23 protein-coding genes are annotated in these 26,459 nt (G+C 44.3%); 19 read left to right on the top strand and 4 right to left on the bottom strand.

The features are described from left to right. Positions 1 to 76: 76 nt before the first annotated feature. On the top strand, positions 77 to 646 hold the full coding sequence (locus MN199_RS10770; RefSeq protein WP_335739421.1) for a ZrgA family zinc uptake protein: 570 nt from the start codon (positions 77 to 79) through the stop codon (positions 644 to 646). A 57-nt stretch (positions 647 to 703) separates the two neighbouring features. Here the strand turns inward: MN199_RS10770 and metJ are convergent, their stop codons facing one another. Next, entirely contained in the window at positions 704 to 1,039 is a 336-nt protein-coding gene (gene metJ, locus MN199_RS10775) for a met regulon transcriptional regulator MetJ (RefSeq protein ID WP_132584983.1), read from the bottom strand. A gap of 183 nt (positions 1,040 to 1,222) precedes the next feature. On the opposite strand from metJ, the gene metB reads away from it, so the two are divergent. The 9 genes from metB (at position 1,223) to argH (ending at position 14,294) form a co-directional block, all read left to right on the top strand. After that, positions 1,223 to 2,410, top strand: a complete 1,188-nt coding sequence (gene metB, locus MN199_RS10780) for a cystathionine gamma-synthase (RefSeq protein WP_418338091.1) — start codon at positions 1,223 to 1,225, stop codon at positions 2,408 to 2,410. Next, complete coding sequence (metL, locus tag MN199_RS10785) at positions 2,400 to 4,790, top strand: bifunctional aspartate kinase/homoserine dehydrogenase II (protein ID WP_335739422.1); 2,391 nt, start codon at positions 2,400 to 2,402, stop codon at positions 4,788 to 4,790. Before metB ends, metL begins: the two co-directional genes overlap by 11 nt. Positions 4,791 to 4,806: 16 nt before the next feature. Then, a complete protein-coding gene (gene metF, locus MN199_RS10790) occupies positions 4,807 to 5,706 on the top strand; it encodes a methylenetetrahydrofolate reductase (protein WP_132584977.1) in 900 nt (299 codons plus the stop codon). A gap of 129 nt (positions 5,707 to 5,835) precedes the next feature. Further along, positions 5,836 to 8,781, top strand: a complete 2,946-nt coding sequence (locus tag MN199_RS10795; protein WP_335739423.1) for a diguanylate cyclase domain-containing protein — start codon at positions 5,836 to 5,838, stop codon at positions 8,779 to 8,781. Between the two features lie 139 nt (positions 8,782 to 8,920). Further along, positions 8,921 to 9,961 carry an N-acetyl-gamma-glutamyl-phosphate reductase gene (gene argC, locus MN199_RS10800; protein WP_335739424.1) on the top strand — a complete coding sequence of 347 codons (1,041 nt, stop codon included), beginning with the start codon at positions 8,921 to 8,923 and terminating at the stop codon, positions 9,959 to 9,961. Beyond that, positions 9,954 to 10,724: an acetylglutamate kinase gene (argB, locus tag MN199_RS10805; protein WP_335739425.1), complete on the top strand. Its 771-nt coding sequence runs from the start codon at positions 9,954 to 9,956 to the stop codon at positions 10,722 to 10,724. Before argC ends, argB begins: the two co-directional genes overlap by 8 nt. 42 nt (positions 10,725 to 10,766) lie before the next feature. Next, positions 10,767 to 11,681 (top strand): ornithine carbamoyltransferase, encoded by a 915-nt coding sequence (locus MN199_RS10810; protein ID WP_335739426.1) that lies wholly within the window; start codon positions 10,767 to 10,769, stop codon positions 11,679 to 11,681. Between the two features lie 7 nt (positions 11,682 to 11,688). Next, positions 11,689 to 12,897: an argininosuccinate synthase gene (locus tag MN199_RS10815; RefSeq protein WP_335739427.1), complete on the top strand. Its 1,209-nt coding sequence runs from the start codon at positions 11,689 to 11,691 to the stop codon at positions 12,895 to 12,897. A gap of 5 nt (positions 12,898 to 12,902) precedes the next feature. After that, positions 12,903 to 14,294: an argininosuccinate lyase gene (argH, locus tag MN199_RS10820; protein ID WP_335739428.1), complete on the top strand. Its 1,392-nt coding sequence runs from the start codon at positions 12,903 to 12,905 to the stop codon at positions 14,292 to 14,294. A 34-nt stretch (positions 14,295 to 14,328) separates the two neighbouring features. On the opposite strand, the gene MN199_RS10825 is transcribed toward argH, so the two are convergent. Next, positions 14,329 to 16,824: a penicillin-binding protein 1A gene (locus tag MN199_RS10825; protein ID WP_335739429.1), complete on the bottom strand. Its 2,496-nt coding sequence runs from the start codon at positions 16,822 to 16,824 to the stop codon at positions 14,329 to 14,331. Between the two features lie 291 nt (positions 16,825 to 17,115). On the opposite strand from MN199_RS10825, the gene MN199_RS10830 reads away from it, so the two are divergent. The 9 genes from MN199_RS10830 to MN199_RS10870 all read left to right on the top strand — a co-directional run bounded on the left by MN199_RS10830 (position 17,116) and on the right by MN199_RS10870 (position 25,978). Further along, positions 17,116 to 18,195 (top strand): pilus assembly protein PilM, encoded by a 1,080-nt coding sequence (locus MN199_RS10830; RefSeq protein WP_132584961.1) that lies wholly within the window; start codon positions 17,116 to 17,118, stop codon positions 18,193 to 18,195. Then, positions 18,183 to 18,788, top strand: coding sequence for a PilN domain-containing protein (locus MN199_RS10835; RefSeq protein ID WP_132584959.1), 606 nt, complete (start codon positions 18,183 to 18,185; stop codon positions 18,786 to 18,788). The genes MN199_RS10830 and MN199_RS10835 overlap by 13 nt, the downstream gene beginning before the upstream one ends. After that, positions 18,785 to 19,384, top strand: a complete 600-nt coding sequence (locus MN199_RS10840) for a type IV pilus inner membrane component PilO (protein ID WP_132584957.1) — start codon at positions 18,785 to 18,787, stop codon at positions 19,382 to 19,384. Before MN199_RS10835 ends, MN199_RS10840 begins: the two co-directional genes overlap by 4 nt. Next, positions 19,381 to 19,917: a pilus assembly protein PilP gene (locus MN199_RS10845; protein ID WP_132584955.1), complete on the top strand. Its 537-nt coding sequence runs from the start codon at positions 19,381 to 19,383 to the stop codon at positions 19,915 to 19,917. The genes MN199_RS10840 and MN199_RS10845 overlap by 4 nt, the downstream gene beginning before the upstream one ends. 18 nt (positions 19,918 to 19,935) lie before the next feature. Next, complete coding sequence (locus MN199_RS10850; protein ID WP_132584953.1) at positions 19,936 to 22,002, top strand: type IV pilus secretin PilQ; 2,067 nt, start codon at positions 19,936 to 19,938, stop codon at positions 22,000 to 22,002. Positions 22,003 to 22,158: 156 nt separating this feature from the next. Beyond that, positions 22,159 to 22,677, top strand: coding sequence for a shikimate kinase AroK (gene aroK / locus MN199_RS10855; RefSeq protein WP_132584951.1), 519 nt, complete (start codon positions 22,159 to 22,161; stop codon positions 22,675 to 22,677). A 24-nt stretch (positions 22,678 to 22,701) separates the two neighbouring features. Then, positions 22,702 to 23,772, top strand: a complete 1,071-nt coding sequence (gene aroB, locus MN199_RS10860; RefSeq protein ID WP_132584949.1) for a 3-dehydroquinate synthase — start codon at positions 22,702 to 22,704, stop codon at positions 23,770 to 23,772. Then, the gene (locus MN199_RS10865) at positions 23,759 to 25,096 is read left to right on the top strand and encodes an SPOR domain-containing protein (RefSeq protein ID WP_335739430.1); all 1,338 of its coding nucleotides are present in this window, start codon (positions 23,759 to 23,761) and stop codon (positions 25,094 to 25,096) included. Before aroB ends, MN199_RS10865 begins: the two co-directional genes overlap by 14 nt. A 9-nt stretch (positions 25,097 to 25,105) precedes the next feature. Next, positions 25,106 to 25,978, top strand: coding sequence for a Dam family site-specific DNA-(adenine-N6)-methyltransferase (locus MN199_RS10870; protein WP_132584945.1), 873 nt, complete (start codon positions 25,106 to 25,108; stop codon positions 25,976 to 25,978). Here the strand turns inward: MN199_RS10870 and MN199_RS10875 are convergent. Together MN199_RS10875 and MN199_RS10880 are read right to left on the bottom strand one after the other, a co-directional pair. Next, a complete protein-coding gene (locus MN199_RS10875) occupies positions 25,923 to 26,117 on the bottom strand; it encodes a DUF2970 domain-containing protein (RefSeq protein ID WP_335739431.1) in 195 nt (64 codons plus the stop codon). The two genes, MN199_RS10870 and MN199_RS10875, sit on opposite strands and share 56 nt — an antisense overlap. Further along, complete coding sequence (locus MN199_RS10880) at positions 26,117 to 26,374, bottom strand: hypothetical protein (protein WP_132584941.1); 258 nt, start codon at positions 26,372 to 26,374, stop codon at positions 26,117 to 26,119. Before MN199_RS10880 ends, MN199_RS10875 begins: the two co-directional genes overlap by 1 nt. Positions 26,375 to 26,459 lie beyond the last annotated feature (85 nt).

A 26,459-nucleotide genomic window follows, 5' to 3' on the forward strand; every position in this document is an offset into this window, starting at 1 on the left:
GATCATAAGCTAGCGAAGACAATAAATTATGTGTTATGTTGTCACATAATTATTGGCTTATATTAGGCTCGATGCCATGAAGTTTTCATTATTATCTAGTTTGTTTTTTGCTTGTAATCTAATGTTATCAGGCACTGTTGTAGCACAGGAGTTTGCCCAATCTACAAATGAGCATGCTGCTCATGAACACGAAGATATCACCTCTCTTGGGTCTCACGTGCATGGCCATGGCATACTAACTATAGTGTTAGAGGGTAATGAAATGCAGTTGGCGTTTCAGGCAGCGGCGCAAAGTGTTGTTGGCTTTGAACATAAACCAGTGACGGCAGAACAACAGCAAGAAATAACCGCAGCTATTGTGGTGTTTAACCAAGCTGCTTGGTTTAGCTTTAATGTCGATGCTAATTGTGAGTTGGCGCAGGCTGAAGCGAGTACTGATTTAACCCAGCTTCATACCAAACAAGGGCATGCGGATTTTTATGCTAACTATGCGTTGTTATGCCAACGGCCTGCGAAGTTAAATGAGTTACAGCTGCATATTTTCAACTTAATTCCGACGCTAGAAAATATTGAGGTGCAGTGGGTTATAAATGGCCAACAAGGCGCGACTAATGCTACATTTGGTAATAGTACAATAAAATTTTAGTCATAGAAAAACCGCCAGTTGGCGGTTTTTTTGTTGCACGTTAAACGGATAATCAGTTTATTCTTCGTCGTTATCTGCTTCAATAATTACTGGAATTGCTTTACCCATGCTAGTCAGGATCTGGCGCACTTCTGCGGGGATCTGATGAGGGTTGTCTTTACGTAAATCTTCATCTGCAGGCAGCGGCTGTCCAGTAAAGGCATGTAAAAACGCTTCGCATAATAATTCACTATTAGTTGCATGCCTTAAATTGTTAACTTGACGGCGTGTACGCTCATCCGTTAGCACTTTTAATACGTTCAGCGGAATAGACACAGTAATTTTTTTTACGAGTTCTGATTTTTTACCGTGTTCCGCGTACGGGTGAACATATTCCCCATTCCACTTAGCCATATTGTTACCTTGTAATTAAGTCATTATGTTTTGTTGCTCGCGCAAGTGCGGAAATTCTATCGTGTTATGGCAACTAGTCAAATAGCGTGCAATAAATAATAATTTTAGACGTCTAAATGCTTTGACATCTAAATATCTAAATGTATACTTTTAGACGTCTAAACATCTAGAAGAGATTTGATTATGTCAACGGGTCATGCTGCAACTATTGCAGCTCAGGCTGGCATTGCAAAGGATACTGCATTTTCTGCGGTGATCCCGCCATTGTACTTAAGTACAACCTACAAGCTAGGCGCGTTTCAACAGCCTGAGCAATACGATTATTCGCGGTCAAATAACCCAACCCGCGATCTATTGGCAACAACGTTGGCTGACTTAGAAGGCGGTAGCAAAGCCATTGTTACTAGCAGCGGTATGGCCGCGTGCTTATTAGCACTGCAGTTATTAACACCTGACGATACCTTAGTAATACCCCATGATTGTTATGGTGGTAGTTACCGGCTATTTACTAATTTAGCTGCCAAAAAACATGCGTTTAAGTTATTAATTATTAATTTTCAGCAAGCGGGCTGGCAAGCGCACGTTAGCGCTGTGCAACCAAAGATGATCTGGTTAGAAACACCGTCTAATCCGTTACTACAAATTACCGATATTCGCGCAGTTTGCACATTGGCAAAAACGTTAGACGCATTAGTGGTTGTTGACAACACCTTCTTATCGCCAATATTACAGCAGCCTTTGGCTCTTGGCGCCGATCTTGTTGTGCATTCAACCACCAAATATATTAATGGCCACAGCGATGTAATTGGTGGTGTATTGATATGCAAAGCACCAGAGCTAGGCGACGAGTTAAAATGGTGGGCTAACTGTTTAGGCATTACTGGTGCGCCCTTTGATTGTTATCTGACGTTACGTGGTTTGCGTACACTGCCGCTGCGTATTGCGTTACAGCAAGATAATGCCGCACGCGTTGTTGATTTTCTTCTGCAACAGCCTTTGGTTGCTAAGGTGTATTACCCCGGCTTGCCTGACCATCCTGGGCATAGTGTTGCCGCTAATCAGCAGACTGGTTTTGGTGCGATGTGTAGCTTCGATTTAGCATGTGACGTTAGCCAATTACCGGTGTTTTTCTCTGCATTGCGTATTTTTACCCTCGCGCAATCATTAGGTGGTATTGAAAGCTTGATTTGCCACCCGGGTTCAATGACACAAGCGTCGATGAATGCCCAAGCACAAACTGAAGCAGGCATTGGGCCAGCTTTACTGCGCCTATCATTAGGCATAGAAAATATCGATGATTTGCTAGCCGATTTGCAACAGGCGTTAGCGGCCCTTGCGCTGGCTGTTGGAGACACACGTTATGCAGGCTAAATCAAATCCAACCTTGAGTACCGGGTTAACGCAGGTACATAAATTTGGTGGTTCTAGTTTAGCTACGGCGTCACGAGTTATTGCCGTAGCCGATATTGTTGCGACACAAGATAGTCGCCAAGCATTATGGCTAGTGGTGTCAGCTCCTGGCGATACCACCGACTTATTACTGCATATTATTGCGTTAGCTGATGACATAGCTAAGCGTGATCAAGCCGTATCGACGTTGTATCAGCAATTGGCATTGCTCATTAATGAAACCTTACCGGCTATAGCAGCACAACAGCTTATTGTGCTGCTACAACACTATTTAGCCGCAATACCGGAGGCTTTAGCACAGCAGAGACATAACGATGTGCTGGCCATAGGCGAGTTAGTATCCGCGCAGTTATTAGCTGAACTATTACGTCAACGCGGTTTATCGGCTGCGGCAATAGATGCCCGCGATTTTTTGCGGTTAAAGCAGCATCAGCCTGATTGGCTGCACAGCACTGAGTTATTACGCAGCCATATTCAGAACGTCGTTATTCATGTGGTCACCGGTTATATCGCCCGTGATGAACAGGGTACGAGTATTACGTTAGGGCGAAATGGCAGCGATTACAGCGCCTCTTTATTGGCTGCTTTACTGCAAGCCTCCAGTGTAACTATTTGGACTGATGTTAAAGCCATTTACAGCGCCGACCCGCGTAAGGTGCACAATGCCATTCCTTATCAGCAAGTAAGTTGGTCACAGGCGTGCCAGCTAGCACAGTTAGGTAACCCCGTATTGCATGCGCGTACGTTGTCACCGCTTACTAGCGGTAATACGGAGCTTATTGTTCGCAGCAGTTTTGAGCCCCAACTTGCTGGTTGCAAAGTAACGCAGCGCGCAGCGCAGCAACAAGGTTTTATTACTGAATTACAAAATGTCAGTTTACTGACGTTGCATCAAGCTAATCGTAGTAGCGCGGCCGAGCTGTCCCTGCAATTACAGCAACCGGTAATTGCTCTGCCGCAGTTAGGTGAAAATATAAGTTGGTTATTACCAACTGACGCAACCGAAAGCGCATTAGCGTACTTAAATAAGCAAAATATTAGCGCAGTACGCGATACCCAAGAATACTATGCCTTGGCGTTTTTAAAGCCTAATACCAGTGCACAAGTATCGGCAGTGGCTGAGGCCTTTATTCAAGCGCAGGGTGTGTTGCATCGCTATGAAAACGAGCAGCAAGTAATTTGGTTATTTGCCGCCGCTATTGCTAACTACACCTTAGAAGCAATACATCAACAACTACTGAAAGTTAAACCCGGGCTTAAAATTATTGTCGCTGGTAGCGGTAATGTCGGTACGGAGTTTCTATTAATGTTAGCCGCTCAGCAGCAACGCTTAGCAGCAGAAATACAGCTTGAACTCGTTGGCGTGCTTAATTCGCGCTACGCTTTGCTGCAACCTCATTTAGATGCGACAAATTGGCAAGATGCACTAGCGGGGGCTGATACGTGGAATGCGTCGGGGTTACTCGTTTATTTGCAAGAACTTAGCGGCGCCAAGGTGCTAATTGATATTACGCCTAGCCGCGAGTTTACCGCGTTGTATCCGGCAATTATTGCTGCTGGTTGTGACATTATTAGCGCGAATAAACAAGGCGTAACCTTACCTAGCGCTGAGTATGCCGTTATTAAGCAGACACTGGTGCAGCATCAACGGCAATGGCTAAGTAATACCACTTGCGGTGCAGGTATTCCGATACAGCGTACTTTACAAGAGTTGCGCAGTGCCGGTGATAGCATTATTGAAGTTAGCGGAATTTTCTCTGGCACCTTATCTTGGTTATTGTGCATGTTTGATGGCAAAACTGCGTTTTCTGATTACGTAGAACAAGCACAACAAGCCGGGCTAACGGAACCCAACCCACTAGATGATTTATCCGGTACTGACGTGCAACGCAAACTATTAGTGCTAGCCCGCGAGCTAGATGTTGCGCTTGAGCTTGACGACATCGCGTTAGCACCCTTGTTACCACTCGATCTGAGTATTAATAATTGGCCAGAGTTTTTGGCTAACCGAGCGCAGCTTGATCGGCGGATGGCAACGCTATATGAGCAAGCCGCAATTGCAGGCAAGGTATTGCGTTACGTAGGTAGCTTGTCGCTAGCAGAGGGTAAAGCAACGGCCAGTGTTTCACTGCAGCAGTTTAGCGCTACACATCCACTTGCGGCTATTGCGCCTTGCGATAACGTATTTGTTATTCGCTCTGCATGGTATGCCGACAATCCGCTGGTATTAAAAGGCCCAGGAGCTGGGCGTGTGGTAACTGCAGGTGGCTTACATGCCGACTTAGCAGTTCTGGTAAAACAATTAGTCGCTAAGGCGGCTCAGCCGGTTTTACTGGCGTAACGCGAAGAGAACAAATATGGCTTTTGCAAATGCACAATATTTAGACGCAATTAATCGAAATTTGCAGGATATCGCCGGCAAAGTTAACGTTAGTTTTGAATTTTTTCCACCGAAAACCGCGCAAATGGAACAAACACTATGGCAGTCCATTGAACGCTTAGCGCCGCTGGCACCGTCTTTTGTTTCGGTAACCTATGGTGCTAATTCGGGCGAGCGCGATCGCACGCACGATATTATTAAGTCAATTAAACAGCGTACAGGCTTAATTGCTGCTCCACATTTAACGTGTGTTGATGCATCAAAAGACGAGTTAGTTGCCATTGCCAAAGACTACTGGCAAAGCGGTATTCGTCATATCGTTGCGCTGCGTGGTGACTTACCTGCCGGCAGTATCGGTAAACCCGATTTATATGCGGTAGATTTAGTACATATTTTACGGTCAGTGGCTGATTTTGATATTTCAGTGGCAGCTTACCCTGAAGTACATCCAGAAGCGCCAAATGGTCAGTTTGATTTGCTTAATTTAAAACGCAAAGTAGATGCTGGAGCATCTAGAGCCATTACCCAGTTTTTCTTTGATATTGAAAAGTTTTTACGTTATCGCGATCGTTGTGCGGCAATTGGTATCGATGTTGATATTATTCCGGGCATTTTACCTGTAACTAATTTTACCCAGCTCCAAAAATTTGCTGGCCTAACCAATGTTGCTATACCGCAATGGATGTACAAAGCCTATGACGGATTAGAGCATGATGCCACAACCCGCAATCTAGTTGGTGTGAACATCGCGATGGAAATGGTTAAGGTATTAAGCCGAGAAGGAGTTGATCACTTTCATTTCTATACGCTTAACCGCAGTGAGCTTAGCTATGCTATTTGTCATTTACTGGGTGTTCGGCCAGCAATAGCTGCATAGTTAAACTTGGTGGTTTAAGCAATTTGCGGTAATCTTAAACAATTGCTGTTGTAGCAATTGTTTAACGAGCAGAGACTTACCGCAATGTTTGATGTATCTAAATACTCTTTTTTATTGCGGTTATTATTCGTGAAAAGTAACACGCTAATACTCGGTTTTTTACTACTAAACATAGCCTTGCCGTTAAGCGCTAGCCCTGCCAAATTAAGCCATTATTTCCAGGAAAGCTGGACTACCCGTGACGGCTTACCTCATAACACCATTAACAGCATTACCCAAAGTAACGATGGCTATTTATGGTTAGCGACTTGGGAAGGCGCGGCCCGTTTTAACGGTCGGGAATTTGAAGTATTCGGTCGAGGGCCGTTAACCGGTTTACCTGACTCTGGTGTGCGCTCGTTAACGCTTGACCATAACAAAAACTTATTACTGACTGGTGCTAGAGGTGGTGTTAGTAGGTATACCGCAAAAGGCTGGCAAAACTGGCCGTCATTTAATGTGTTGATTAACGCTGTTGCGGAAGACGCTGATGGTAATTTTTGGTTAGCCAGCGAAGGCCAAGGTTTGTTCCGCCAGCGGCCAGATGGCACTAGACAGCAGTTTAGTATTACTGCAGGTAAAACCAGTGATGTGGTACATAGTTTACTAATAGATGATAACGGACGACTTTGGGCTGGCACACCGCGTGGTTTAGTGTGGCTAGATACCAACGCGGCGAATCCCGAGATTAACTTGGTTAATGCCCTGCCTTCAGCGGCGGTTTTTGTGCTGCGACCCTATGCTGGCGGTTTGCTTATTGGTACAGAGCGAGGCTTATTTCGCTATAATCAAGGTGATATCGCACTGCTTTCAACAGCGCTAGCCGATATTGCGGTATCGGCACTTTTAGTACAGAACGATCAAATCTGGATCGGTTCTACCGACCAAGGTTTGCTTCGCTACAGTGAGCTAGGTGTTGAAACGCTTAATATCGCTGGTGGCTTACCCAATAACCGTATCTTGTCATTATATTTAGATAACGAAAATAGCATCTGGGCTGGCACTAATGGTGGCTTAATTCGTTTACGTGCCGCGCCTTTTGTAACCTACACTGCCGAAAATGGTTTAGTGGGTGATTACGTGCGCGCATTATTAGCTCACTCTGATGGCTCAGTCTGGGTTGGTACCAGCCAAGGCATAAGCCGGCGCACTGCTAGTGGTTTTGCAACCGTAAGCTTATCTGCCGCAAGTAAAGGACAATCGATACTAAGTTTAGCAGAGGGTAATGATGGCGGGCTTTGGATTGGCACTTATACCGACGGCCTACTGCGTTATGCTAATGGTAAAGTAACAACTCAGTACGATAGAACCTCCGGTTTATTAGCCAATGAAGTAAGGGCGATATTACCGGAAAAAAATGGCGGAGTGTGGATTGGCACTTCGCAAGGGCTGAGCTTTATTAATGCAGACGGTGTTTTAAACTATAGCAGTGCCGATGGGTTACCCACACCCTTTGTTATGACGCTTTATCAGCATACTGACGGCAGGTTGTTTATTGGTACTGGCGGCGGTGTGGCTATTCGGCAACCTGATGGCCGTATGGCAACCTTAGATACTACTACCTTAGATAACGCAGAATATGCCTTTGGTTTTGCCGCAGACCCTAAAGCTAATGTGTTATGGATAACTACAGACCGCGGGTTGGTGGCTTACGATCTCAATACTGATAGCGCACAAATTATTGGCCGCAATGCTGGCTTACCTTTTGATAAAGTGTTTCAAGCTGTAATAGATCAACAACAAAATTTATGGCTAAGCAGCAACAGAGGCATATTGCGCTTAGACCGAGAGTCCATTAATCAGTTTTTGTCTGGCACGTTGCCATCTGTTAGCTATGAGCTATTTGGTGAAGGTGACGGCATGCAAAGCGCTCAAGCTAACGGTGGCTCTATGCAGGCGGCTACTATTACCGCCAGCGGCAGTATTATATTTGCCACATCCAAAGGTATCAGTGAGGTTTATCCTACTGATTTAAAAAAACTTTATATAAATAGTTTACCGGTAGTAATAGAACACTTAAAAGTTGATGGTGCACTTATATCTTTGGATCAAGAGTTACAACTTGGTGCGGGCATGCACAGGTTAGAGCTACAGTTTGCTGGTCTGGGTTACATCATGCCCAAGCATATTCAGTACAGCACTAAACTAAATGGTTTTGATAGTTCTTGGGTTGCACGTGGCAACAATACTATTGCTGAATACACTAATCTGCCATCTGGACACTATCAGTTCTCGGTGCGGGCGTCTTATCCGCAAGGCGCTTGGAGTGAACAAGTTGCTAGTTTTAATTTTATTATTCTGCCGTACTTTTGGCAGCGGCCTATTTTCTGGTTCAGTGCGATGCTCGCGGCATTGCTACTTATTGCTATAGTACTGCGCTGGCGGTTTACCGCACAGCATAAACGCGAGCGTAAATTACGTATACAGGTAGCGAACAAAACGCTTGAGCTGCAGCAACAAGCTGACAATTTACAAATAATTGATAGAGAACGCTCAGAGTTACTGCAACATATCCGGCGACAAGCACAAGAGTTTGAATTACAAGCTAGGTTGGATGCGTTAACTGGTTTAGCGAATCGCCGAGCCTTTGATGAAGCCTTGGCACGAGAGTGTGCTAGAGCACGTAGAAATAAGTTACCGCTATGTTTAGTGCTGCTTGATGTTGATCACTTTAAACAGGTTAATGACACCTTTAGCCATAGTATTGGCGATAAAGTACTGCAAAAAGTTGCGGTGGCTATTCGTCGTTATTGCCGAGAGGATGACACTGTGGCGCGTTGGGGTGGTGAAGAGTTTGCCGTATTACTGCCCAATACCACAACTCAGGTTGCGGCCGAGATTTGTGAGCGCATGCGTCAAGCCGTAGCACAATTAGACTTTTCCGAGTTTTCGCCTAACTTGCATATCACAATTAGTATTGGTATCGCTCGTTATGCTGATGGTATGCAACATGACAAACTATTATCGCACTCTGATATGGCCTTATATCAGGCAAAACAGGGTGGTAGAAATAAAATAGTGGTGGCTGAATCTTAGCTAATAGATAAAAAGAAAATTTGTATAAAAATTCACAAAAACAGCATAAAAATTCTTGAATGTGCATGGCAGTCGTTCTACACTAACGGCTGTTTCGTGCTATACCTAACGGGTATTTACTATTTGAGAGTTGTTTCTAATGTCAGCAGCTAACCAATCTAATGCTTTAATTCGCAGTATCGTGCTGGGCGCCGCCGGTTATAGTGGCGCTGAGCTTGCTGTTATTTTAGCGCGTAACCCTTTTTTTGAACTTTGTGGTGCCTATGCATCAGCTGGACGTACGCCAGAATCATTCTCATCGCTGTACCCACGTTATAAACAGCAACTCGATATTATGGTGCAGCCTTGGCTAGATACGCTAGCAGCTGAATTAAGCGGTAAAGTTGATGTCGCCTTTTTAGCATTGCCACATGAAGCCAGTGAAGCGGTAACGCCGCTACTGCTAGCGCAAGGTATTGATGTTGTTGATTTATCTGGCGCATTTCGTTTAAAGCAAGCCGAGCTCTATCCGCAATATTACGGTTATGAGCATCAGCATCCTGAATTATTACAAGAAGCGGTTTACTCTTTAATGGAATGGCAAACAACGCCGTTGCCAAGGCTAATTTCTGTGCCTGGCTGTTACCCGACAGCTTGCACATTAGCTCTACTGCCAATAATTAAAGCCGGCTTAGTAGCAGATAATTGCATTCCAGTAATCAATGCCATTAGTGGTGTGTCGGGTGCTGGCCGTAAAGCGGCATTAAGTACCTCATTTTGTGAAGTTGGCTTAAATGCTTATGGCTTCTTTAAACATCGGCATCGGCCAGAAATTGAACAGAATTTAGGCCGAAAAGTGGTATTTACACCACATTTAGGTAATTTCAAACGTGGCATTTTAGCTACTAGTGTCGTGACGTTAAAACCAGGCGTTAGCGCCAATGAAATAACTAGCGTTTTTACACAGGCTTATGCCAATAAACCCCTAGTGCGTCTACTTTCTCATTCGCCCAACGTCGCTGATGTTGCAGGTACGCCGTATTGCGATATTTTTTGGCAACAAGATGGCGAGCAGCTAGTGGTGGTATCCGCGATTGATAATTTGCTAAAAGGCGCTGCAGCGCAAGCGATGCAAGCGGCTAACGTGCGTTTTTCTAAACCAGAAACAGCAGGCTTATTTGCCGGAGTAGTAAATGAATAATACGCCATTAGTACTAAAAATGGGTGGCCGGTTATTACAGGACGACGCTGCTTTAGATGCCTTGTTAGCGGTATGCGCTGAGCTAAAGCAGCATTACCCATTGGTGTTAGTGCACGGTGGTGGCGAGCAGGTTGATCAATGGTTGGCTAAATTTGGTTTTGCCACTGAAAAACTTGATGGCCAGCGTATTTCGCCGCCAGAACAAATGCCCGTTATAGCGGGTGCTTTAGCAGGAGCGGTAAATGCACATTTGGTCGCTCGAGCCTCGTTGCAAGGTTTAAACCCAGTTGGTTTAACCTTAGCCGCAGGTAATAGCTGTCGGTTTGAACTTAACAGCCAACTCGGTGCTGTAGGTGTGGCAAAGCCGCAAGACGCTAGGTTGTTACAGAGCTTATTAGCCGATGGCTTTACGCCCGTGTTCAGCTCTATTGGCCATGGTGCGCAGGCTCAATTACTTAATGTGAATGCTGATTTAGCCGCAGCGGCTATTTGTCAATTAGTACAAGGCCAGCTGGTATTACTTACCGATGTACCCGGTATTTTAGATGGCGAAGGCCAGCTGATTACTGAACTTAACGCAGCACAGGCTGAGCAATTAGTGCAAAAAGGCATTATTAAAGGTGGCATGAAAGTAAAATTAGATGCCGCGTTAGATACCGCACAAGCGTTGCGACGAAGTATCACCGTCGCGGGCTGGCAACATCCGCAAGATCTGTTAAATCTGATGCGACAGCAAGCAGTAGGCACCCGCATCGTCTGTTAGTCCCTTAAACAAGGATGCCGCAGCAGCGGCAAGTCGATTGAAATGAGTAAACTGAACCAATTATTGAGCTTGGCTGAATTAAGCCCAGTAGCACTTGATGCTTTGTTAAATTTGGCGTTAAAGGTAAAACAGCAACCGCAAAACTATACTCAGGCGCTGGCCGGTAAAAGTATTGCGCTGATATTTGAAAAGCCATCGCTGCGTACGCGAGTCAGCTTTGACGTGGGTATATATAAGCTCGGCGGACACAGTGTTTATTTAGATCAACAAAATGGTGCAATGGGAAAACGGGAAACGATTGCCGATTTCGGTAGTAATTTAGCCTGCTGGACCGATGCCATTGTGGCGCGAGTTTTCTCGCAAAACACCTTAGAGCAATTAGCTAACGCCAGCCAAAAACCGGTCATTAATGCGTTAAGCGATATGTATCATCCGTGCCAAGCGCTGGCTGATTTATTAGCGCTTAAAGAACGGTTTGGCGATCTATCTAAGGTGCATCTAGCTTATGTCGGTGATGGCAACAATGTCTGCCACTCATTAATGCTTGGCGCGGCATTAAGTGGCATGACTATGACGGTAGTTACGCCACCCGGTTTTGAGCCTAGTGCACAAGTGATGGCACAAGCGAAACATATTGCTAAGCAAACCGGTGCGCAATTGTTATTAAGTCATCAGTTAGCCGCAGCTAAAGGTGTTAATGCCATTTACACTGATACGTGGCTGTCGATGGGCGATAAAGCTGATCCTGCCGTTATCGAACACACATTTATGCCTTACCAAATTAGTAGCACGGTAATGCACAGCTTAAACATTCAATATTTTATGCATTGCTTACCAGCACATCGCGAACATGAAGTAACCAGCGAGGTGCTCGATAGCACTGCGTCATTAGTGCTGTTGCAAGCAGAAAACCGCATGCATGCGCAAAATGCCGTATTAATTAGTTTATTTAGTTGAGGATTTTATGAGTATTAAAAAAGTGGTTTTAGCTTATTCTGGCGGTTTAGACACATCAGCTATCGTGCCTTGGTTAAAAGACAATTATAACTGTGAGGTTATCGCCTTTGTTGCCAACGTAGGGCAGGGTGATGAAGAGCTAGCCGGTGTTGAGCAAAAGGCCATTAACTCAGGTGCAAGCTCTTGTTATATAGTAGATTTGCGCGAAGAGTTGGTAAAAGAAGTTATTTACCCAACCCTAAAAACCGGTGCGGTTTATGAGGGACAATATTTGCTGGGTACATCCATGGCGCGGCCAGTCATTGCCAGAGCTCAGGTTAAACTAGCACTTGAGTTAGGAGCCGATGCGTTATGCCATGGTTGCACCGGAAAGGGTAATGATCAGGTACGCTTTGAAGGTGCCTTTGCCGCCTTAGCACCGCAGTTAACCGTTATTGCGCCTTGGCGTGAATGGCTGTTTAACTCGCGCCAGTCGCTACTTAATTATTTAGCAGAAAAAAATGTTCCTACTACAGCTTCAGCAACTAAGATTTATAGCCGCGATGCTAATTTGTGGCATATCTCTCATGAAGGTGGTGAGCTAGAGGATCCGTGGTGCGAGCCATCAGAACAAGTATGGATGTGGACCAAATCACCCGAGCAAGCGCCCGATAAAGCGGCTTATGTTGAACTTAGTTTCGACAAGGGCGAGCTAGTTAGCATTAACAATCAAGCCATAGCGCCGGTTGCTGCCATTGAATTATTAAACGAGCTTGGTTCTGAGCATGGCGTTGGCCGAATTGATATTGTTGAAAACCGTTTAGTGGGTATGAAGTCTCGCGGTTGTTATGAAACGCCGGGCGGCACTATATTAATGGCGGCCTTAAAAGGTTTAGAAGCGCTGGTATATGATCGTAGCTCGTTAAAGTACCGTGAAGAAGTCGGCTTAGAATTTGCGCAGTTAGTGTATGACGGGCGTTGGTTTACGCCGTTAAAAGACGCATTATTAGCTGCAGCAACCTCGTTGGCAGAACAATTAACCGGTGATGTAGTAATTAAACTGTATAAAGGTAATGTCACTGTGGCTAAGCGTCGCTCGCTAAACTCACTGTACTCTGAAGCCTTTGCCACCTTTGAAGGTGACGAAGTGTATAACCAAAAAGATGCCGCCGGCTTTATTCGGCTTTATAGTTTATCTAGCCGGATCCGTGCATTACACCAGCAACAAAAGGGTTAATTATTATGGCAATGTGGGGCGGACGCTTTCAAGAAGCAACACTGGCGGAGTTTCGTAGTTTTAACGACTCACTTAGCTTTGATTATTTGTTAGCGCAACAAGATATCCAAGCATCGCGAGCTTGGGCGCAGCAGTTGGCTAAAGCCACTATTATTACGCACGATGAAGCCGCGCAACTTGATGCCGCATTAGCCGATTTAGCTATTGCGGTAGAGGCTGATCCTAAGTTGCCGTTACAAACCAGTGAAGAAGATATTCATAGCTGGGTTGAAGCGCAGTTAACGCAGAAGTTAGGCGCCGTAGCAAAAAAACTACATACCGGTCGTAGTCGTAATGACTTAGTCGCTACAGACTTAAGGCTATGGAGTAAATTAAATGCACAGAGCGTGCGGCAATCGTTACTTGGCGCTATAGCGTCGTTAATAACTTTTGCTGAACAAGCGGCTAGCGCGGTAATGCCCGGCTTTACGCATTTGCAGCGAGCGCAGCCCGTGTTGGTGGCGCATTGGGCATTGGCTTATGTCGAAATGTTTAAGCGAGATCTAAGCCGCTTAGACGATGCATTGGCACGTCTAGATGTTTGCCCATTGGGCTGCGGCGCACTAGCTGGCACTGGTGTAGCCGTTGACCGCCAGCAGCTGGCACAGCGCTTGGGCTTTGCCAGTGCTGCGCTTAATAGTTTGGATGCGGTATCAGATAGAGACTATGTGGTTGAGCTGTCAGCTTGTGCCAGTATTTGTATGACCCATTTATCGCGCTTATCTGAAGATGTCATTTTCTTTTGTTCAGGCGAAGCGGGTTTTTTCAAATTAGGTGACGCAATAAGTTCTGGCTCGTCATTAATGCCGCAGAAAAAAAATCCAGATGTGTTTGAGTTACTACGCGGTAAAACCGGGCGAGTGTTAGGGCATTTAGTAGCAATTTTACACGTGCTTAAAGGCTTGCCGCTGGCTTATAACAAAGATATGCAAGAAGACAAGCAAGGCTTTTTTGATTTAATGGCAACTTGGCAACAATCATTACTAGTATTAGCCACGGTTTTACCTCATCTAACTATTAATGTAGCGCTGTGTCGAATAGCCGCAGAACTGGGTTATAGCAATGCTACTGATCTTGCAGACTATTTAGTCAGTAAAGGCATGCCGTTTCGTGATGCGCATGAAGTAGTTGGCGAGCTAGTTGTGCATGCAGCAAAACAACAGTTAGCATTAGAAGCGCTGCCACTAGCCGAATTGCAGCAATTTAGCGCGTTAATAGTTGCTGATGTTTATCCTGCACTAAAATTAGAGGCCGGTTTGCAAAAGCGCTCAGCACTTGGCGGTACAGCACCACCGCAGGTAGCTAACGCATTAGCACACGCACAAAACTGGTTTGAGACAATACAATCTACTATTTAAGATAATAATAAAGCCCGCTAAGCGGGCTTTATTATTAGAATAACTCAATCTCTTCTGCTGGTGTCTCGGTTTTTTTATCAGACGCTTTATCAAAACTAATTTGCTGAACATCGCTACCCGCATACTGCGTAGGTTCACTGCCTGGCTTAAAATACTCAAAAGCGCTGGTATGGTCCGTGCGTCGGCTAAGTAAACCACTTTGTAAATCAATTCGAACTGAGGCTAAACCCACAGGTGGTGATACGTGCTTTGCTGGCAAACCTTTTAACGTAGTTTGCATGTAGTGTAACCAAGCGGGCAGGGCGGTACGAGCGCCAGATTCACTACCTGCGCTTTGTTGCTGCCCCATATTAGCATGCCATTGGGCACGGCCAAGGCTGCGGTTAGCATCGTCAAAGCCTACCCAAACTGTTACCGCTAAATCAGGCGTAAAACCAGAGAACCAAGTATCTTTATAATCGTTAGTAGTACCAGTTTTAGCTGACACATCGCGGCGTTTTAAGCTTTGTAAGCGCCATGCCGTGCCATTCCAACCTGTGCCATGATTCCAGCTGCCACCACCCCAAACGCTACTCGTTAATGCGTCAGCAATTAAAAAGCTATTTTGTTCTGAGATAACTTGCGGCGCTAGTTTAGTTTTTTGCTCGCCAACTACTGATAATTGACTATCAACAGCATTGTCGCTATTAACCCCCGGTAACGGATTATTTAACAAGAGATCTAACTGTGCTTCGGCATCAATGGGTTGTTGGATAGGTTCTGATTCTGGCTCTGGTGTATTGACGCAATCTTGACAAGCAATAGCCGGATTATGCTGTAATAGCACTTTGCCATCTTCGCTTAATACTTGCTCAATAATATACGGCGTTACTAAATAACCGCCATTAGCGAACACCGCATAACCGGTAACAAGTTCTAGCGGCGTAAAGGATGCCGAGCCAAGCGCAAGTGTTTCGTTACGTGGTAAATCGGTGGCGGCAAAGCCAAAACGCTGTAAATGGTTAATCATGTTATCAATACCCACGCCGCGCAATAAGCGAATCGAAACCACGTTTTTCGATTTTGCCAGAGCTTCGCGGATACGAATCGGCCCATCATACACTGCTGGCGAGTTCTTCGGCCGCCATGCGATGCCTGCGTTATCGTCCCATTGATGGATCGGCGCATCATTCATAATAGATGCAAGGGTATAGCCGTGTTCTAACGCGGCAGAGTATACAAAGGGCTTAATGTTCGAACCTACTTGGCGTTTCGCTTGTGTCGCCCGATTAAACTGGCTTTGGCTAAAGCTATAACCGCCAACTAAAGATCGAATCGCGCCATTGTGAGGATCAATAGCCACGATAGCGCTACTTGCTTCCGGTTCTTGCGATAAGCGCCACGCTTGGTTTTGTTGGCGCACTAAAACATGCATGCCAGGGCTTAAAATAGCATATGCCGTTTTCGGTGCAACGCTTTGGCGTTCGTCACTAATAAAATGCCGTGCCCATTTTAAGCCATCCCAGTTCAGTTCAATTTCTTGCCCACCAGCGAGTATTGCGGTTACTTGCTCGGCATTAACTTTAGTAACAACAGCGGGGTGTAAATCTTCTAAGCTGGTTTGCTTATTAAGATAATCAAGTATGGCATCACGCTCAAATGGCTCTATCTGATTGAAGGAAGGTTCCGCAGAATCAGTTTCAACCAGCTTTGACTGCCAAAGTTGCGCAACAGGCCCACGATAACCATGACGCTCATCGTAATCATATAAATTTTGTTGCAGTGCTAATTTGGCTGCTGCCTGTTGTTTGCTATTAATAGTGGTATAAACACGCAGCCCAACAGAATAGGCCGTTTCTTCGCCAAATTGATTAACCACCTCTTGGCGCACCATCTCAGCGATATAAGGTGCAGAGGCTTTTATTTGTACACCATGTAACTTACTAGTGATTGGCGCCAAAATAGCTTGTTGGTATGTTGCTCGGTCTATAACACCAATGTCGAGCATTCTACCTAAGACAACGTTACGTCTGGCTCGGGCGTTAGATGCAGAGCGAATAGGGTTTAAGGCTGAAGGCGCTTTAGGTAACCCGGCGATAATAGCCATTTCGTCAACGCTTAGTTCATTTACGGTTTTACCAAAATAGACTTGAGCTGCGGCGCCGACACCAAAAGATCGCTGGCCCAGTTCAATTTTATTGAGATAAAGCTCTAAGATCTGATCTTTTGATAACAGCTGTTCAATATGGATAGCTAAGAAAATCTCTTTAATTTTTCTCGAAATTTTCTTTTCTCTAGTTAGGAAAAAGTTACGCGCTAATTGTTGGGTGATAGTACTGGCACCCTGACTAAAATCGCCAGAAGACGCAACAACGGTCATTGCGCGAAAAATACCAATGATATCTATACCAGGATGCTCATAAAATCGAGTATCTTCAACGGCTAAAAAAGCTTGTATTAATAAAGGCGGCATTTCCTCTAATTTAAGCGGAATGCGGCGTTTTTCGCCGAATTGCGAGATCAGTTCGCCATCAGCAGTAAAAACCTGCATAGGGGTTTGTAGTCTAACGTCTTGTAGGGTTGTAACATCAGGTAGATCATCTTTGAGATAATAATAGATCCCAGCGATCGTTGTGATGCCAAGAACACCCATAACAAGACATAGAATTAAAAGTTTTTTAACCCAAGACACTGAATAGCACCAATTTTTACTCCCAATTCCTTTACAACGCTGCTAGTATATATTTATTAGCATTAGATTAAACGCTTTTTCTTGCCAAAAATTAGCGACTAAGCTAAAAATTAAATAATAATTATAACTATAAATTGGCCGCAGGAAGCTATGATAAATCGCCTGTTCAGTAAACAAACACCAATGATGGTGGGCATAGATATTGGTGCTCACTCAGTAAAAGCTGTGCTACTTAGCCAACATAATGGCGTTTACAAAGTAGAAGCGTTTGCTGTCGAACCCATGATCAAAGGTGCTATGTCTGATCGAGAGATCCAAGATATCGAAGCCGTAGGCAATGTGTTGAGTAAGATCCGTAAAAAGATCCCGCGCTCCGTCAAATTTGCCGCTGCAGCTGTATCTGGATCCACCGTGATCAGTAAAGTCATATTTATGGATGTGTCCTTAACTGATGCTGAATTAGAAAGTCAGATCGAAGTTGAAGCCGACACCCTAATTCCCTACCCACTAAATGAAGTCAGTTTAGATTTCGAAAAGCTTGATGTTAATGAAGCAGATCCGTCTAGAGTAAACGTGCTTTTAAGTGCTGCACGCACTGAAAGTATAGAGGCCCGGGTTGCGGCTTTAGGCAATGGCGGATTTACCGCAAAAGTTGTTGATATCGAAAGCTACGCTTTAAGCCGAGCTGCCGAGCTTTGCTTTAAACAATTACCCGATGACGCAGCAACTAAAGTGGTTGCTATGGTAGATATTGGTGCCACGATGACACTGCTAAGTATCATTGAGAATGGCAAAACGCTTTACACTCGTGACCAAATGTTTGGTGGCGATCAATACACTCGTAGTATTTTATCGTACTACAACAAGAGCTACGAAGAAGCTGAATTAGCCAAAGTGAGTGGCGATTTACCCCCTAACTACACTTTTGAAGTACTGGCGCCGTTTCAGACTATGTTATTGCAACAGGTCCGCCGTGGTATACAAATGTACTTAACGAGCAGTGGTAAGGATGCGGTGGACTACCTTATTATCTCTGGCGGTACGGCATTAATTGAAGGCATTGATAGACTCCTTATCGATGAGCTTGGCATTCATACCATAGTGGCAAATCCATTTAAAACAATGGAAATAGCGACGTCGGTTGATCGCGAGCAGCTTAATCGCCATTCTTCGCAATTAATGGTTGCCAGTGGTTTAGCATTGAGGAGTTTTTCGTCATGGCATATATAAACCTATTGCCGTGGCGCGATGCAGCGCGTAAAGAGCGGCAAAAACAATATCTATCAGTATTAGCGATTACAGCAGTGCTAAGTTTTCTGTTGGTGTTTGTTATTAATATGACATACAACGCAAGAATTGAAGGCCAGTTAGAGCGCAATAGCTTTTTACAAAATGAAATTAAAGTATTGGATCAGCGTATTGCCGAGATTCGTACTTTGAATGAGACAAAGAAAAGCTTACAGCAGCGCATGGCGTTAATTTCACAATTACAAGGTAGCCGAAACTTGGGTACACAAATAATGGATGAAATTGCCAGTGCTGTACCTGCTGGAGTTTACTTAACTCAATTAGAGAAAAAGGGCACATCGCTACTATTAGTCGGTAAAAGTGAATCTAATAACCGTTTATCGAATATGTTGCGTGAGGCTGAAGAGTCTGAATTGTTATCAAATCCTTATCTTGAGTTTATTGAGGCGGGTAAAGATTCCATAAGTTTATTGAGTAACTTTAAAATGCATCTAACGGTAAAAGGTTATGAAGCGGTACAGGGCTCTGATACACCAGCTAAACCAGCAACTCCGGCTAAGGCAGGTGCTAAATGAGCCTTAATATTAAACTTTCAGAAATCGATATTAATGATCTTGACCTAGAGAATATGGGGTCATGGCCTGCAGCAGCAAAAGTAATATTTGCCGCTTTGCTCGCTATTGCGGTAATTGTGTTGAGTTACTTTTTATTGGTTGATAGTAAAATTGATGAATTATCGACTGCAACCAATAAAGAGACCGAGTTACGCCAAGTGTATCGTACAAAATATGCAGCAGCGGTAAATTTAGATTTATATAAACAGCAAATGGTAGAAATGGAACAAACATTTTCATTCCTATTAAAACAGTTACCTACAACGCATGAAACACCTGGTTTGTTAGACGATATTACTTATGTTGGTACAACTAGTGGTTTAACTTTTATACGTATTAACTGGGAACCGGAAATAGAAAAAGAGTTTTATACCGAGTTGCCGATAAAAATTGAAGTGGTTGGTGATTACCATCAATTTGGTAATTTTGTTAGTGAAGTAGCGAAATTACCACGGATCGTTAGTCTTCATGACTTTTCGATTACAACCGAAAAAGATGAGCGTTTGCGTTTTAACGTAGTGGCTAAAACTTACCGTTATAAGGAGGTTCAGCCATGATAAGACGTTTATCAATAGTTACACTGGCTGTGCTAGTAAGCGGATGTTTTAGTGATCTGAGTGATGTGCAAAACTATGTTGCAGACGTTAAGGCTGCAACCAAGGCTCGGGTTGAACCTTTGCCTGAAATAAGCGAGTTTCAGCATATCCCGTATCGCTCGCAGAATGCGCGCAGCCCGTTTTCAGCACCACGGCCTGAGGCAATCCAGGATAAGTTTTTACAAGTTCAGGATTGCTTACATCCTGATCCTCGACGCAGAAAAGAGCCATTAGAGAAATACGCCGTCGATAACTTAAAGATGCGTGGTACTCTTGGTGATGTTGGCAAGATCTGGGCTTTAGTTGAGGCATCAGATAAGACGTTACACAGGGTAACGCTTAATAATTATATTGGCTTATTTCATGGTCGAGTAATTAACGTTGAACCGACTCATATTGAGTTGCTTGAGTTAATCCCCGATGGCGCCGGTTGCTGGAAAGAACGGACGACCATGTTGCAGATGGCCGACGCGTCGTCAGCGGCAAGTAATTGATAGGTATGCGAGTAAATCATGGATAAAATAATTAAAAAAATGTCTGGCGCACTTCAGTGCACGTTACTGTGTTTTGCAACCTTAATGTTAATTTCATTACCTGCTTCGGCGGTACCACTACTATATGATATTAAATATAACCCGCTACTAACCGGTGAAACAGAAATCGAATTTATTTTCGATGAAGAACTGTATGCAGACCCGAGCATTCAGGTATTTAATGAGCCTGCGCGTATAGAATTGTTTTTTAACGATTCAGACTACGAAGAAAAGCTTAAAGAAGTAATGATAGACAAGTCTGGCGTAAAGCGCGTTGTCTCAGAATTTGAAGGCGAAGGTTTTAAAACAGTTATCTATTTAGATTACCTGAAAATATACCGTACTCGTGTTAAGGGTAACGTATTCTATATTCATATATCGGATAACCCAACGTCTGACTCAATTGGCCAAGCCGCTGACGTTAAACCTACTTATATAAACCGTATTAACGCGATTGATTTCCGTCGTGGTGATAAGGGTGAAGGCAGGGTGCTGGTGTTTTTACGCGATAACACCGCAGCAGTGGATGTGCGCGAACGCTTAGGTAAATTGGAGGTTGAGTTTCACAATACCGATATTCTAGACGATTTACTGTATCAGTTAGATGTGGTTGATTTTGGTACCATTGTTAAAGGCATTGAAACCTTTAAAGAAGGTGCTTCATCACGTTTAGTTATAGATACCACCTCGGAGTTTACCTTTACTTATTCGCAAATAGATAACATTTTTACGTTAAACGTTGAACGCGATACCACCAATCGTAGTATTTTAGGTGGCGGCAAAGAATATAAAGGCCGTGCTATATCATTAAACTTCCAAGATATTTCTGTACGTACCGTGTTACAAATTATTGCGGATTATAACGGTTTTAACTTGGTAACTAGTGATTCAGTAACCGGTAATATTACTTTACGTTTAGACGGTACACCTTGGGACCAAGCACTTGACATCGTGCTGCGCGTAAAAGGTTTAGATAAACGTATGGAAGGTAATATTCTGATGGTTGCGCCAACAGACGAGCTGTCTGCGCGTGAGGCCAGGGAGCTTGAAGCCAAGCAAACTGTAGCCGATTTAGAACCTCTGTACTCCGACTTCTTAACGGTAAACTATGCCAAAGCTGCTGATATCGCTAAGCTGCTTAGCAATAAAGACGCAACCATGTTGTCTTCAAGAGGCTCAGTTAACGTTGATGACCGTACCAACACCATCTTAATTAAAGATACGGCGCTTAATATTGAAAGTGTGCGTAAACTAATTGAGCGTTTAGACGTTCCAGTGCGTCAAGTGCTGATAGAGTCGCGCATGGTTACCGTACGTGACAGTGTTTCGGATGAGCTAGGTATTCGTTGGGGCTTTAGTGACCAGCAAAGCAGCAGTGGCAGCAATAAAGGTGTTTCGGGCAACGCACAAGGCGCCAATAGTATTGCTAATGGCACCATGCCATCGTTAGACAACCGTTGGAACGTGAACTTACCTGCGGCAAACCCTGCCGGTAGTATTGCGTTTCATATTGCCCGTTTAGCCGACGGCACCTTGCTAGATTTAGAGCTTTCAGCACTTGAGCAAGAAAATAAAGGCGAAATTATTGCTAGCCCACGTATTACTACGGCGAACCAAAAAGAAGCACGTATCGAGCAAGGTGTTGAAATACCTTATGTGCAAGCTTCATCAAGTGGTGCAACAACCGTTGAGTTTAAAAAGGCAGTATTAAGCTTAACGGTTACACCACAAATAACGCCGGATAATAAAATTATCTTAGATCTCATTATTACGCAGAACACGCGTGGTGAGACAGTGCAAACGCCAACAGGCCCAGCAACGGCGATAGATACGCAACAAATACAAACCCAAGTATTGGTAGATAATGGCGAAACTATTGTGTTAGGTGGTATCTATCAGCAACAGATTTTATCAACAGTAAGCAAGGTTCCCTTGTTTGGTGATATCCCATTTGTTGGCGCGTTGTTTAGATCAAAACGCGAGATAAATGAGAAAAATGAGCTACTGATTTTCGTAACACCGAAGATCATAACTGATGGCCTTTAACCGCTAAAGACCACCGCCGCGATAATCGCGGCGGTGCGCTGTTTCAGAATTAGCTTGCTAACAAAAGGCTATTCCTGACATAATTCAGCGCTTCAAATTTTCGTGGGAGCCTTTTGGTCCTTGAATTCAACTTTTCACTGAGTTAGCTGATTAGTAATGGCAGAAAAACGTAATATCTTCCTCGTTGGTCCAATGGGTGCAGGTAAAAGCACAATTGGACGACATCTCGCAGACATGCTTCACCTTGAGTTCTACGATTCAGACCAAGAAATAGAGCGCCGTACCGGTGCAGATATTGCTTGGGTATTTGATCTAGAAGGTGAAGAAGGCTTCCGTGTACGTGAAGAAAATGTCATTCAGGATCTAACCGAATTACAGGGTATAGTGCTGGCTACCGGAGGTGGTTCTGTGCTGAGTAAAGAAACCCGTAATCGTTTATCCGCCCGTGGTATCGTTGTGTATTTGGAGACACCAATAGAGAAACAGGTTGCTCGCACCCAGCGTGACAAGCGTAGGCCGTTATTGCAAACGGAAGAAGCGCCAAAAGAAGTACTAGAAAGATTGGCGGCTGAGCGTAATCCACTTTATGCTGAGATAGCCGACTTTACGGTACGCACAGATGAGCAAAGTGCTCGTGCTGTGGCAAGCCAAATTATTGACCAAGTAGGTTTTTAATTTAATTCTAATTGGGAGCTGCTGATGCAAAAAGTTGACGTACAACTTGGCGAACGCAGCTACACCATTTCTATTGATAACAACTTTGCTAATCTTGCGCCGTCGTTGGCGGCAAGACAGCAAGTTGTGGTTATTTCAAATTCCACTGTAGCGTCACTATATTTAGCCGCAATACAGCCACTGTTTCCGGCGGCAAACGTACAGCATTTCTTAGTGCCCGATGGTGAAGAGTACAAAACGCTAAGCTCGTTTGAACAGGTACTGACGTTCTTACTGCAGCAGCATGTATCTAGAGATGTATTACTGGTAGCTTTGGGTGGCGGCGTTATTGGTGATCTTACGGGTTTCGTTGCGGCGTGTTATCAGCGTGGTGTCGCATTTATACAAGTACCTACAACATTATTATCGCAAGTAGACTCTTCAGTGGGTGGTAAAACTGCGGTTAATCATTCGCTGGGTAAAAATATGATTGGCGTGTTTAACCAACCAGAGCAGGTATTAATTAACACTTCGGTTCTGTCTAGTTTACCCGCACGAGAATTTTCAGCTGGTATGGCCGAAGTCATTAAGTATGCCTTAATTAGCGATATAGATTTTTTCCATTGGCTGGTGCAGTATCAACGCCAGATAAAACAACTTGAGCCGGCTATCTTGGCGAAAATGATTGCGCATTGTTGCCAGATGAAGGCTGATATTGTCAGTCGTGATGAAACCGAGCAAGGTGAGCGGGCGCTACTCAATTTTGGTCATACCTTCGGTCATGCCATAGAAGCGTGGCTGGGTTATGGCCGCTGGTTACATGGCGAGGCGGTAGCCGTAGGTATGGTTATGGCATCTCAATTAGCACAAGCTCGTGGTAGTTTAACCGCCGAGCAGTTGCACCGTATTATTAGCTTGTTGCAAGCATTCAATTTGCCAACACAGCCGCCTACGGCAATGAAAATAGCCGATTTTATTCCCTTTATGAAACGAGACAAAAAAGTACGCAACGGCTGTATCCGTTTTGTCTTGCCAACGACATTTGGTCAAGTCGCTGTAGTTGACGATGTTATCGAAGCAGAATTGACAGAGGTATTTACCAATGGACATTACTAATTTACAGCGACGTTTACCTGAACTTACGCATTTGTTACCGTCACAGCAAGAATGGATGGAACGGTTACTACTGCAATTAGCCTTTAATGACAATAAACATATTTATATTGTTGGAGCTGATGGCAGTGGCAAGTCTACTTTAGCCATGAATATTGCTGAGCTCTTTTCTGAACAGCACAATATCGCGCTGTTAAATTCGACAGTTGAAGAAAGCCAGGTTCATGCCCAGCTGATGCAGCAATGGTTTAATTTACCCGCTGATCCTAATTCAGCATTGGTTGAACAAGTATTAGCCGCGTACCAGCAGCAGCCATTACTGGTTATTATTGATGACGCTGAACGATACTCCGCCGAGCTACTGCAGCAAATTAGCTTGCTGCCATGCCTGCAGTTTTGTTTTTCTGCAGATACCCAAGACAACGCGGCATTAACCTTAACAATAAACCGTATTTCTAGCGCAGATGCACAGCAACTGTTATCGCATGAAGAGTTAAATAGTATCGAGCTGGCAGAGCGGTTAGCCAACGCAAACGGCAATATGCACTTACTATTGTTGCCGGTTCGCCAAAGCTATAACGAGCGCGTAGTAGCAGATAACACAACCGCATTAGTTAATAAAACGCCGCTTTATATTGCTATTGCAGCCGTGCTACTGGTTATTTTGTTATATATATTCTGGCCAAAGGCCGAAAAGCCCGTGCAAGAGATCCGTTATCCTGTTGCGCGCGATTTTGAAGCTAAACCTGTGCCTGTAGTGACTGAAACGCCACCAGCTGTGAACACCGAAGCCGAACTTAGTAAAAATGAGCAGCAACCACTAGGCTTAGATGTTAGCGAGCCAGTCCAAACTGAACTAGCTGAAGCAACAAAAAGCAATACATCAAGCATTGCTGAAGCAAAACCGGTTGCTGACGCTAAACTGGACGCTGGCGCTAGCGTAAAGCCAGAAGTTGCGCCGGTACAAGCTGTTGATACGCCTGTAGTTGAGAATACTAGTGCAGAGCCAGTATATGCTTATGATGAAGCTCTGCTGCTGAAAATGCCAAAAAATCAGCTAGCGGTGCAGTTAGCCGTGCTATCTAGTGCCGCAGCCCTGCAACGCTTTAAGAAAACCTATCCGCAATTAACCACATTAAGTTATCAACGTAACTGGCAGGGTAAAATGCAGTTGGTGATATTATTGGCACCCTTTGCAGATGCTGCATCGGCTAAAGCGCAACTGAAGCAGCTACCTGAGGCACTGCGCGCCACCGGTCCGTTCGTTAAAGTATTACAATCGGTACAAACCGAGATAAAAGCACGACAGTATAGTGCGCAGGATTAAGCATTAAATATGGCTGCTAAGCAAAAAAGTCGCGCTTTTTTAAAATGGGCTGGCGGAAAATATAATCTCATCCCTGCACTATCTGGCCATTTACCGGCTAGTGACTTGCTAATAGAGCCGTTCGTTGGTGCCGGCTCAGTTTTTTTAAATACAGATTATTCACGCTACCAACTAAATGATATTAACGCTGATTTAATCGGGTTATATCAACTACTAAAAACGCAGTATGAAAGCGTTATTGCCGATGCCAGAAATTTATTTACACCGCAAACTAACCAGCGTGATGCCTACTTGCAATTCCGGCTACAATTTAACCAGAGCAGTGATAGTTATGAGCGGGCACTATTATTTTTGTATTTGAATCGGCATGGCTACAACGGCCTGTGTCGTTATAATTTATCGGGTAAATTTAACGTGCCATTTGGCAGTTATAAAAAGCCATACTTTCCTGAAGCAGAGTTGTATTTTTTTGCTGAAAAAGCACAAAAAGCAGAGTTTAGCTGCACTGGCTACGAGCAAATAATGCAGCAAGCTAAAACCGGTGATGTAATTTATTGCGATCCGCCTTATGTGCCCTTAAGTAAGACCGCTAGCTTTACCAGCTATGCGCGCCAAGGCTTTGACTTAGATGACCAAGCGCAGCTAGCTAATTTAGCTGAGCAAGCGCAACAGCGCGGCGTAGCGGTAGTAATAAGTAACCATGACACCACTTGGACCCGGAAAATTTATCAGCAAGCGGTGTTACATAGCTTGCAAGTTAATCGTTCGATTAGCCAAAAAGGTGCGAGCAGGGGTAAGGTGGCGGAATTATTTGCCGTGTATCAAGCTATGCTAGTGCCCATGACACCAAAGCTAGCAGTGTTGCGACAAAAAGTAGGGTAAATAGAATACCGACCACAATGTAGGGCAATGGCCCGCTAGCGGAGAAATCTTGTTGACGTTGTTGTTCCGATTGCACACCAATCATGGCACCAAATACGGCTTTAATAACTTGCCTAAACTTGGTTTTTTGCTCTGGCATTAATTTGCCTTAGCGGGAGATAATCTAGTGAGCAGCTCTAGTAAATCAACAAAATGGAACTGTGTAGAGCGACTTTTTCCCTGAAACCAACTAAACCAACTTTGCTGGTTAGCATTAACGCATTGAGGTGCGGTGCTTACATCTGCAATAGTTTGGCATTTATTGTTGGTATGCACGGCAGGTAACATAAGACCAACAGTACCGGCAATAATGCCAGTTGAAATTAGTGCCGCTTTTAATGGCTTTGTAAATTTCATGTTAGATCCGTTTAACTTTATATTGGCTAGATAATAAAACAATTGAACTATTGATTCAAGCTGATTGTTTCTTCGCCATCTGGCG

The organism is Rheinheimera metallidurans, from assembly GCF_036983985.1.
Lineage (GTDB): Bacteria > Pseudomonadota > Gammaproteobacteria > Enterobacterales > Alteromonadaceae > Alishewanella > Alishewanella metallidurans.

Coding starts and splice junctions, on each gene's coding strand:
- MN199_RS10770 (WP_335739421.1), top strand. CDS start 77: ATGAAGTTTTCATTATTATCTAGTTTGTTTTTTGCTTGTAATCTAATG.
- metJ (WP_132584983.1), bottom strand. CDS start 1,039: ATGGCTAAGTGGAATGGGGAATATGTTCACCCGTACGCGGAACACGGT.
- metB (WP_418338091.1), top strand. CDS start 1,223: ATGTCAACGGGTCATGCTGCAACTATTGCAGCTCAGGCTGGCATTGCA.
- metL (WP_335739422.1), top strand. CDS start 2,400: ATGCAGGCTAAATCAAATCCAACCTTGAGTACCGGGTTAACGCAGGTA.
- metF (WP_132584977.1), top strand. CDS start 4,807: ATGGCTTTTGCAAATGCACAATATTTAGACGCAATTAATCGAAATTTG.
- argC (WP_335739424.1), top strand. CDS start 8,921: ATGTCAGCAGCTAACCAATCTAATGCTTTAATTCGCAGTATCGTGCTG.
- argB (WP_335739425.1), top strand. CDS start 9,954: ATGAATAATACGCCATTAGTACTAAAAATGGGTGGCCGGTTATTACAG.
- MN199_RS10810 (WP_335739426.1), top strand. CDS start 10,767: ATGAGTAAACTGAACCAATTATTGAGCTTGGCTGAATTAAGCCCAGTA.
- MN199_RS10815 (WP_335739427.1), top strand. CDS start 11,689: ATGAGTATTAAAAAAGTGGTTTTAGCTTATTCTGGCGGTTTAGACACA.
- argH (WP_335739428.1), top strand. CDS start 12,903: ATGGCAATGTGGGGCGGACGCTTTCAAGAAGCAACACTGGCGGAGTTT.
- MN199_RS10825 (WP_335739429.1), bottom strand. CDS start 16,824: ATGCAGGTTTTTACTGCTGATGGCGAACTGATCTCGCAATTCGGCGAA.
- MN199_RS10830 (WP_132584961.1), top strand. CDS start 17,116: ATGATAAATCGCCTGTTCAGTAAACAAACACCAATGATGGTGGGCATA.
- MN199_RS10835 (WP_132584959.1), top strand. CDS start 18,183: ATGGCATATATAAACCTATTGCCGTGGCGCGATGCAGCGCGTAAAGAG.
- MN199_RS10840 (WP_132584957.1), top strand. CDS start 18,785: ATGAGCCTTAATATTAAACTTTCAGAAATCGATATTAATGATCTTGAC.
- MN199_RS10845 (WP_132584955.1), top strand. CDS start 19,381: ATGATAAGACGTTTATCAATAGTTACACTGGCTGTGCTAGTAAGCGGA.
- MN199_RS10850 (WP_132584953.1), top strand. CDS start 19,936: ATGGATAAAATAATTAAAAAAATGTCTGGCGCACTTCAGTGCACGTTA.
- aroK (WP_132584951.1), top strand. CDS start 22,159: ATGGCAGAAAAACGTAATATCTTCCTCGTTGGTCCAATGGGTGCAGGT.
- aroB (WP_132584949.1), top strand. CDS start 22,702: ATGCAAAAAGTTGACGTACAACTTGGCGAACGCAGCTACACCATTTCT.
- MN199_RS10865 (WP_335739430.1), top strand. CDS start 23,759: ATGGACATTACTAATTTACAGCGACGTTTACCTGAACTTACGCATTTG.
- MN199_RS10870 (WP_132584945.1), top strand. CDS start 25,106: ATGGCTGCTAAGCAAAAAAGTCGCGCTTTTTTAAAATGGGCTGGCGGA.
- MN199_RS10875 (WP_335739431.1), bottom strand. CDS start 26,117: ATGCCAGAGCAAAAAACCAAGTTTAGGCAAGTTATTAAAGCCGTATTT.
- MN199_RS10880 (WP_132584941.1), bottom strand. CDS start 26,374: ATGAAATTTACAAAGCCATTAAAAGCGGCACTAATTTCAACTGGCATT.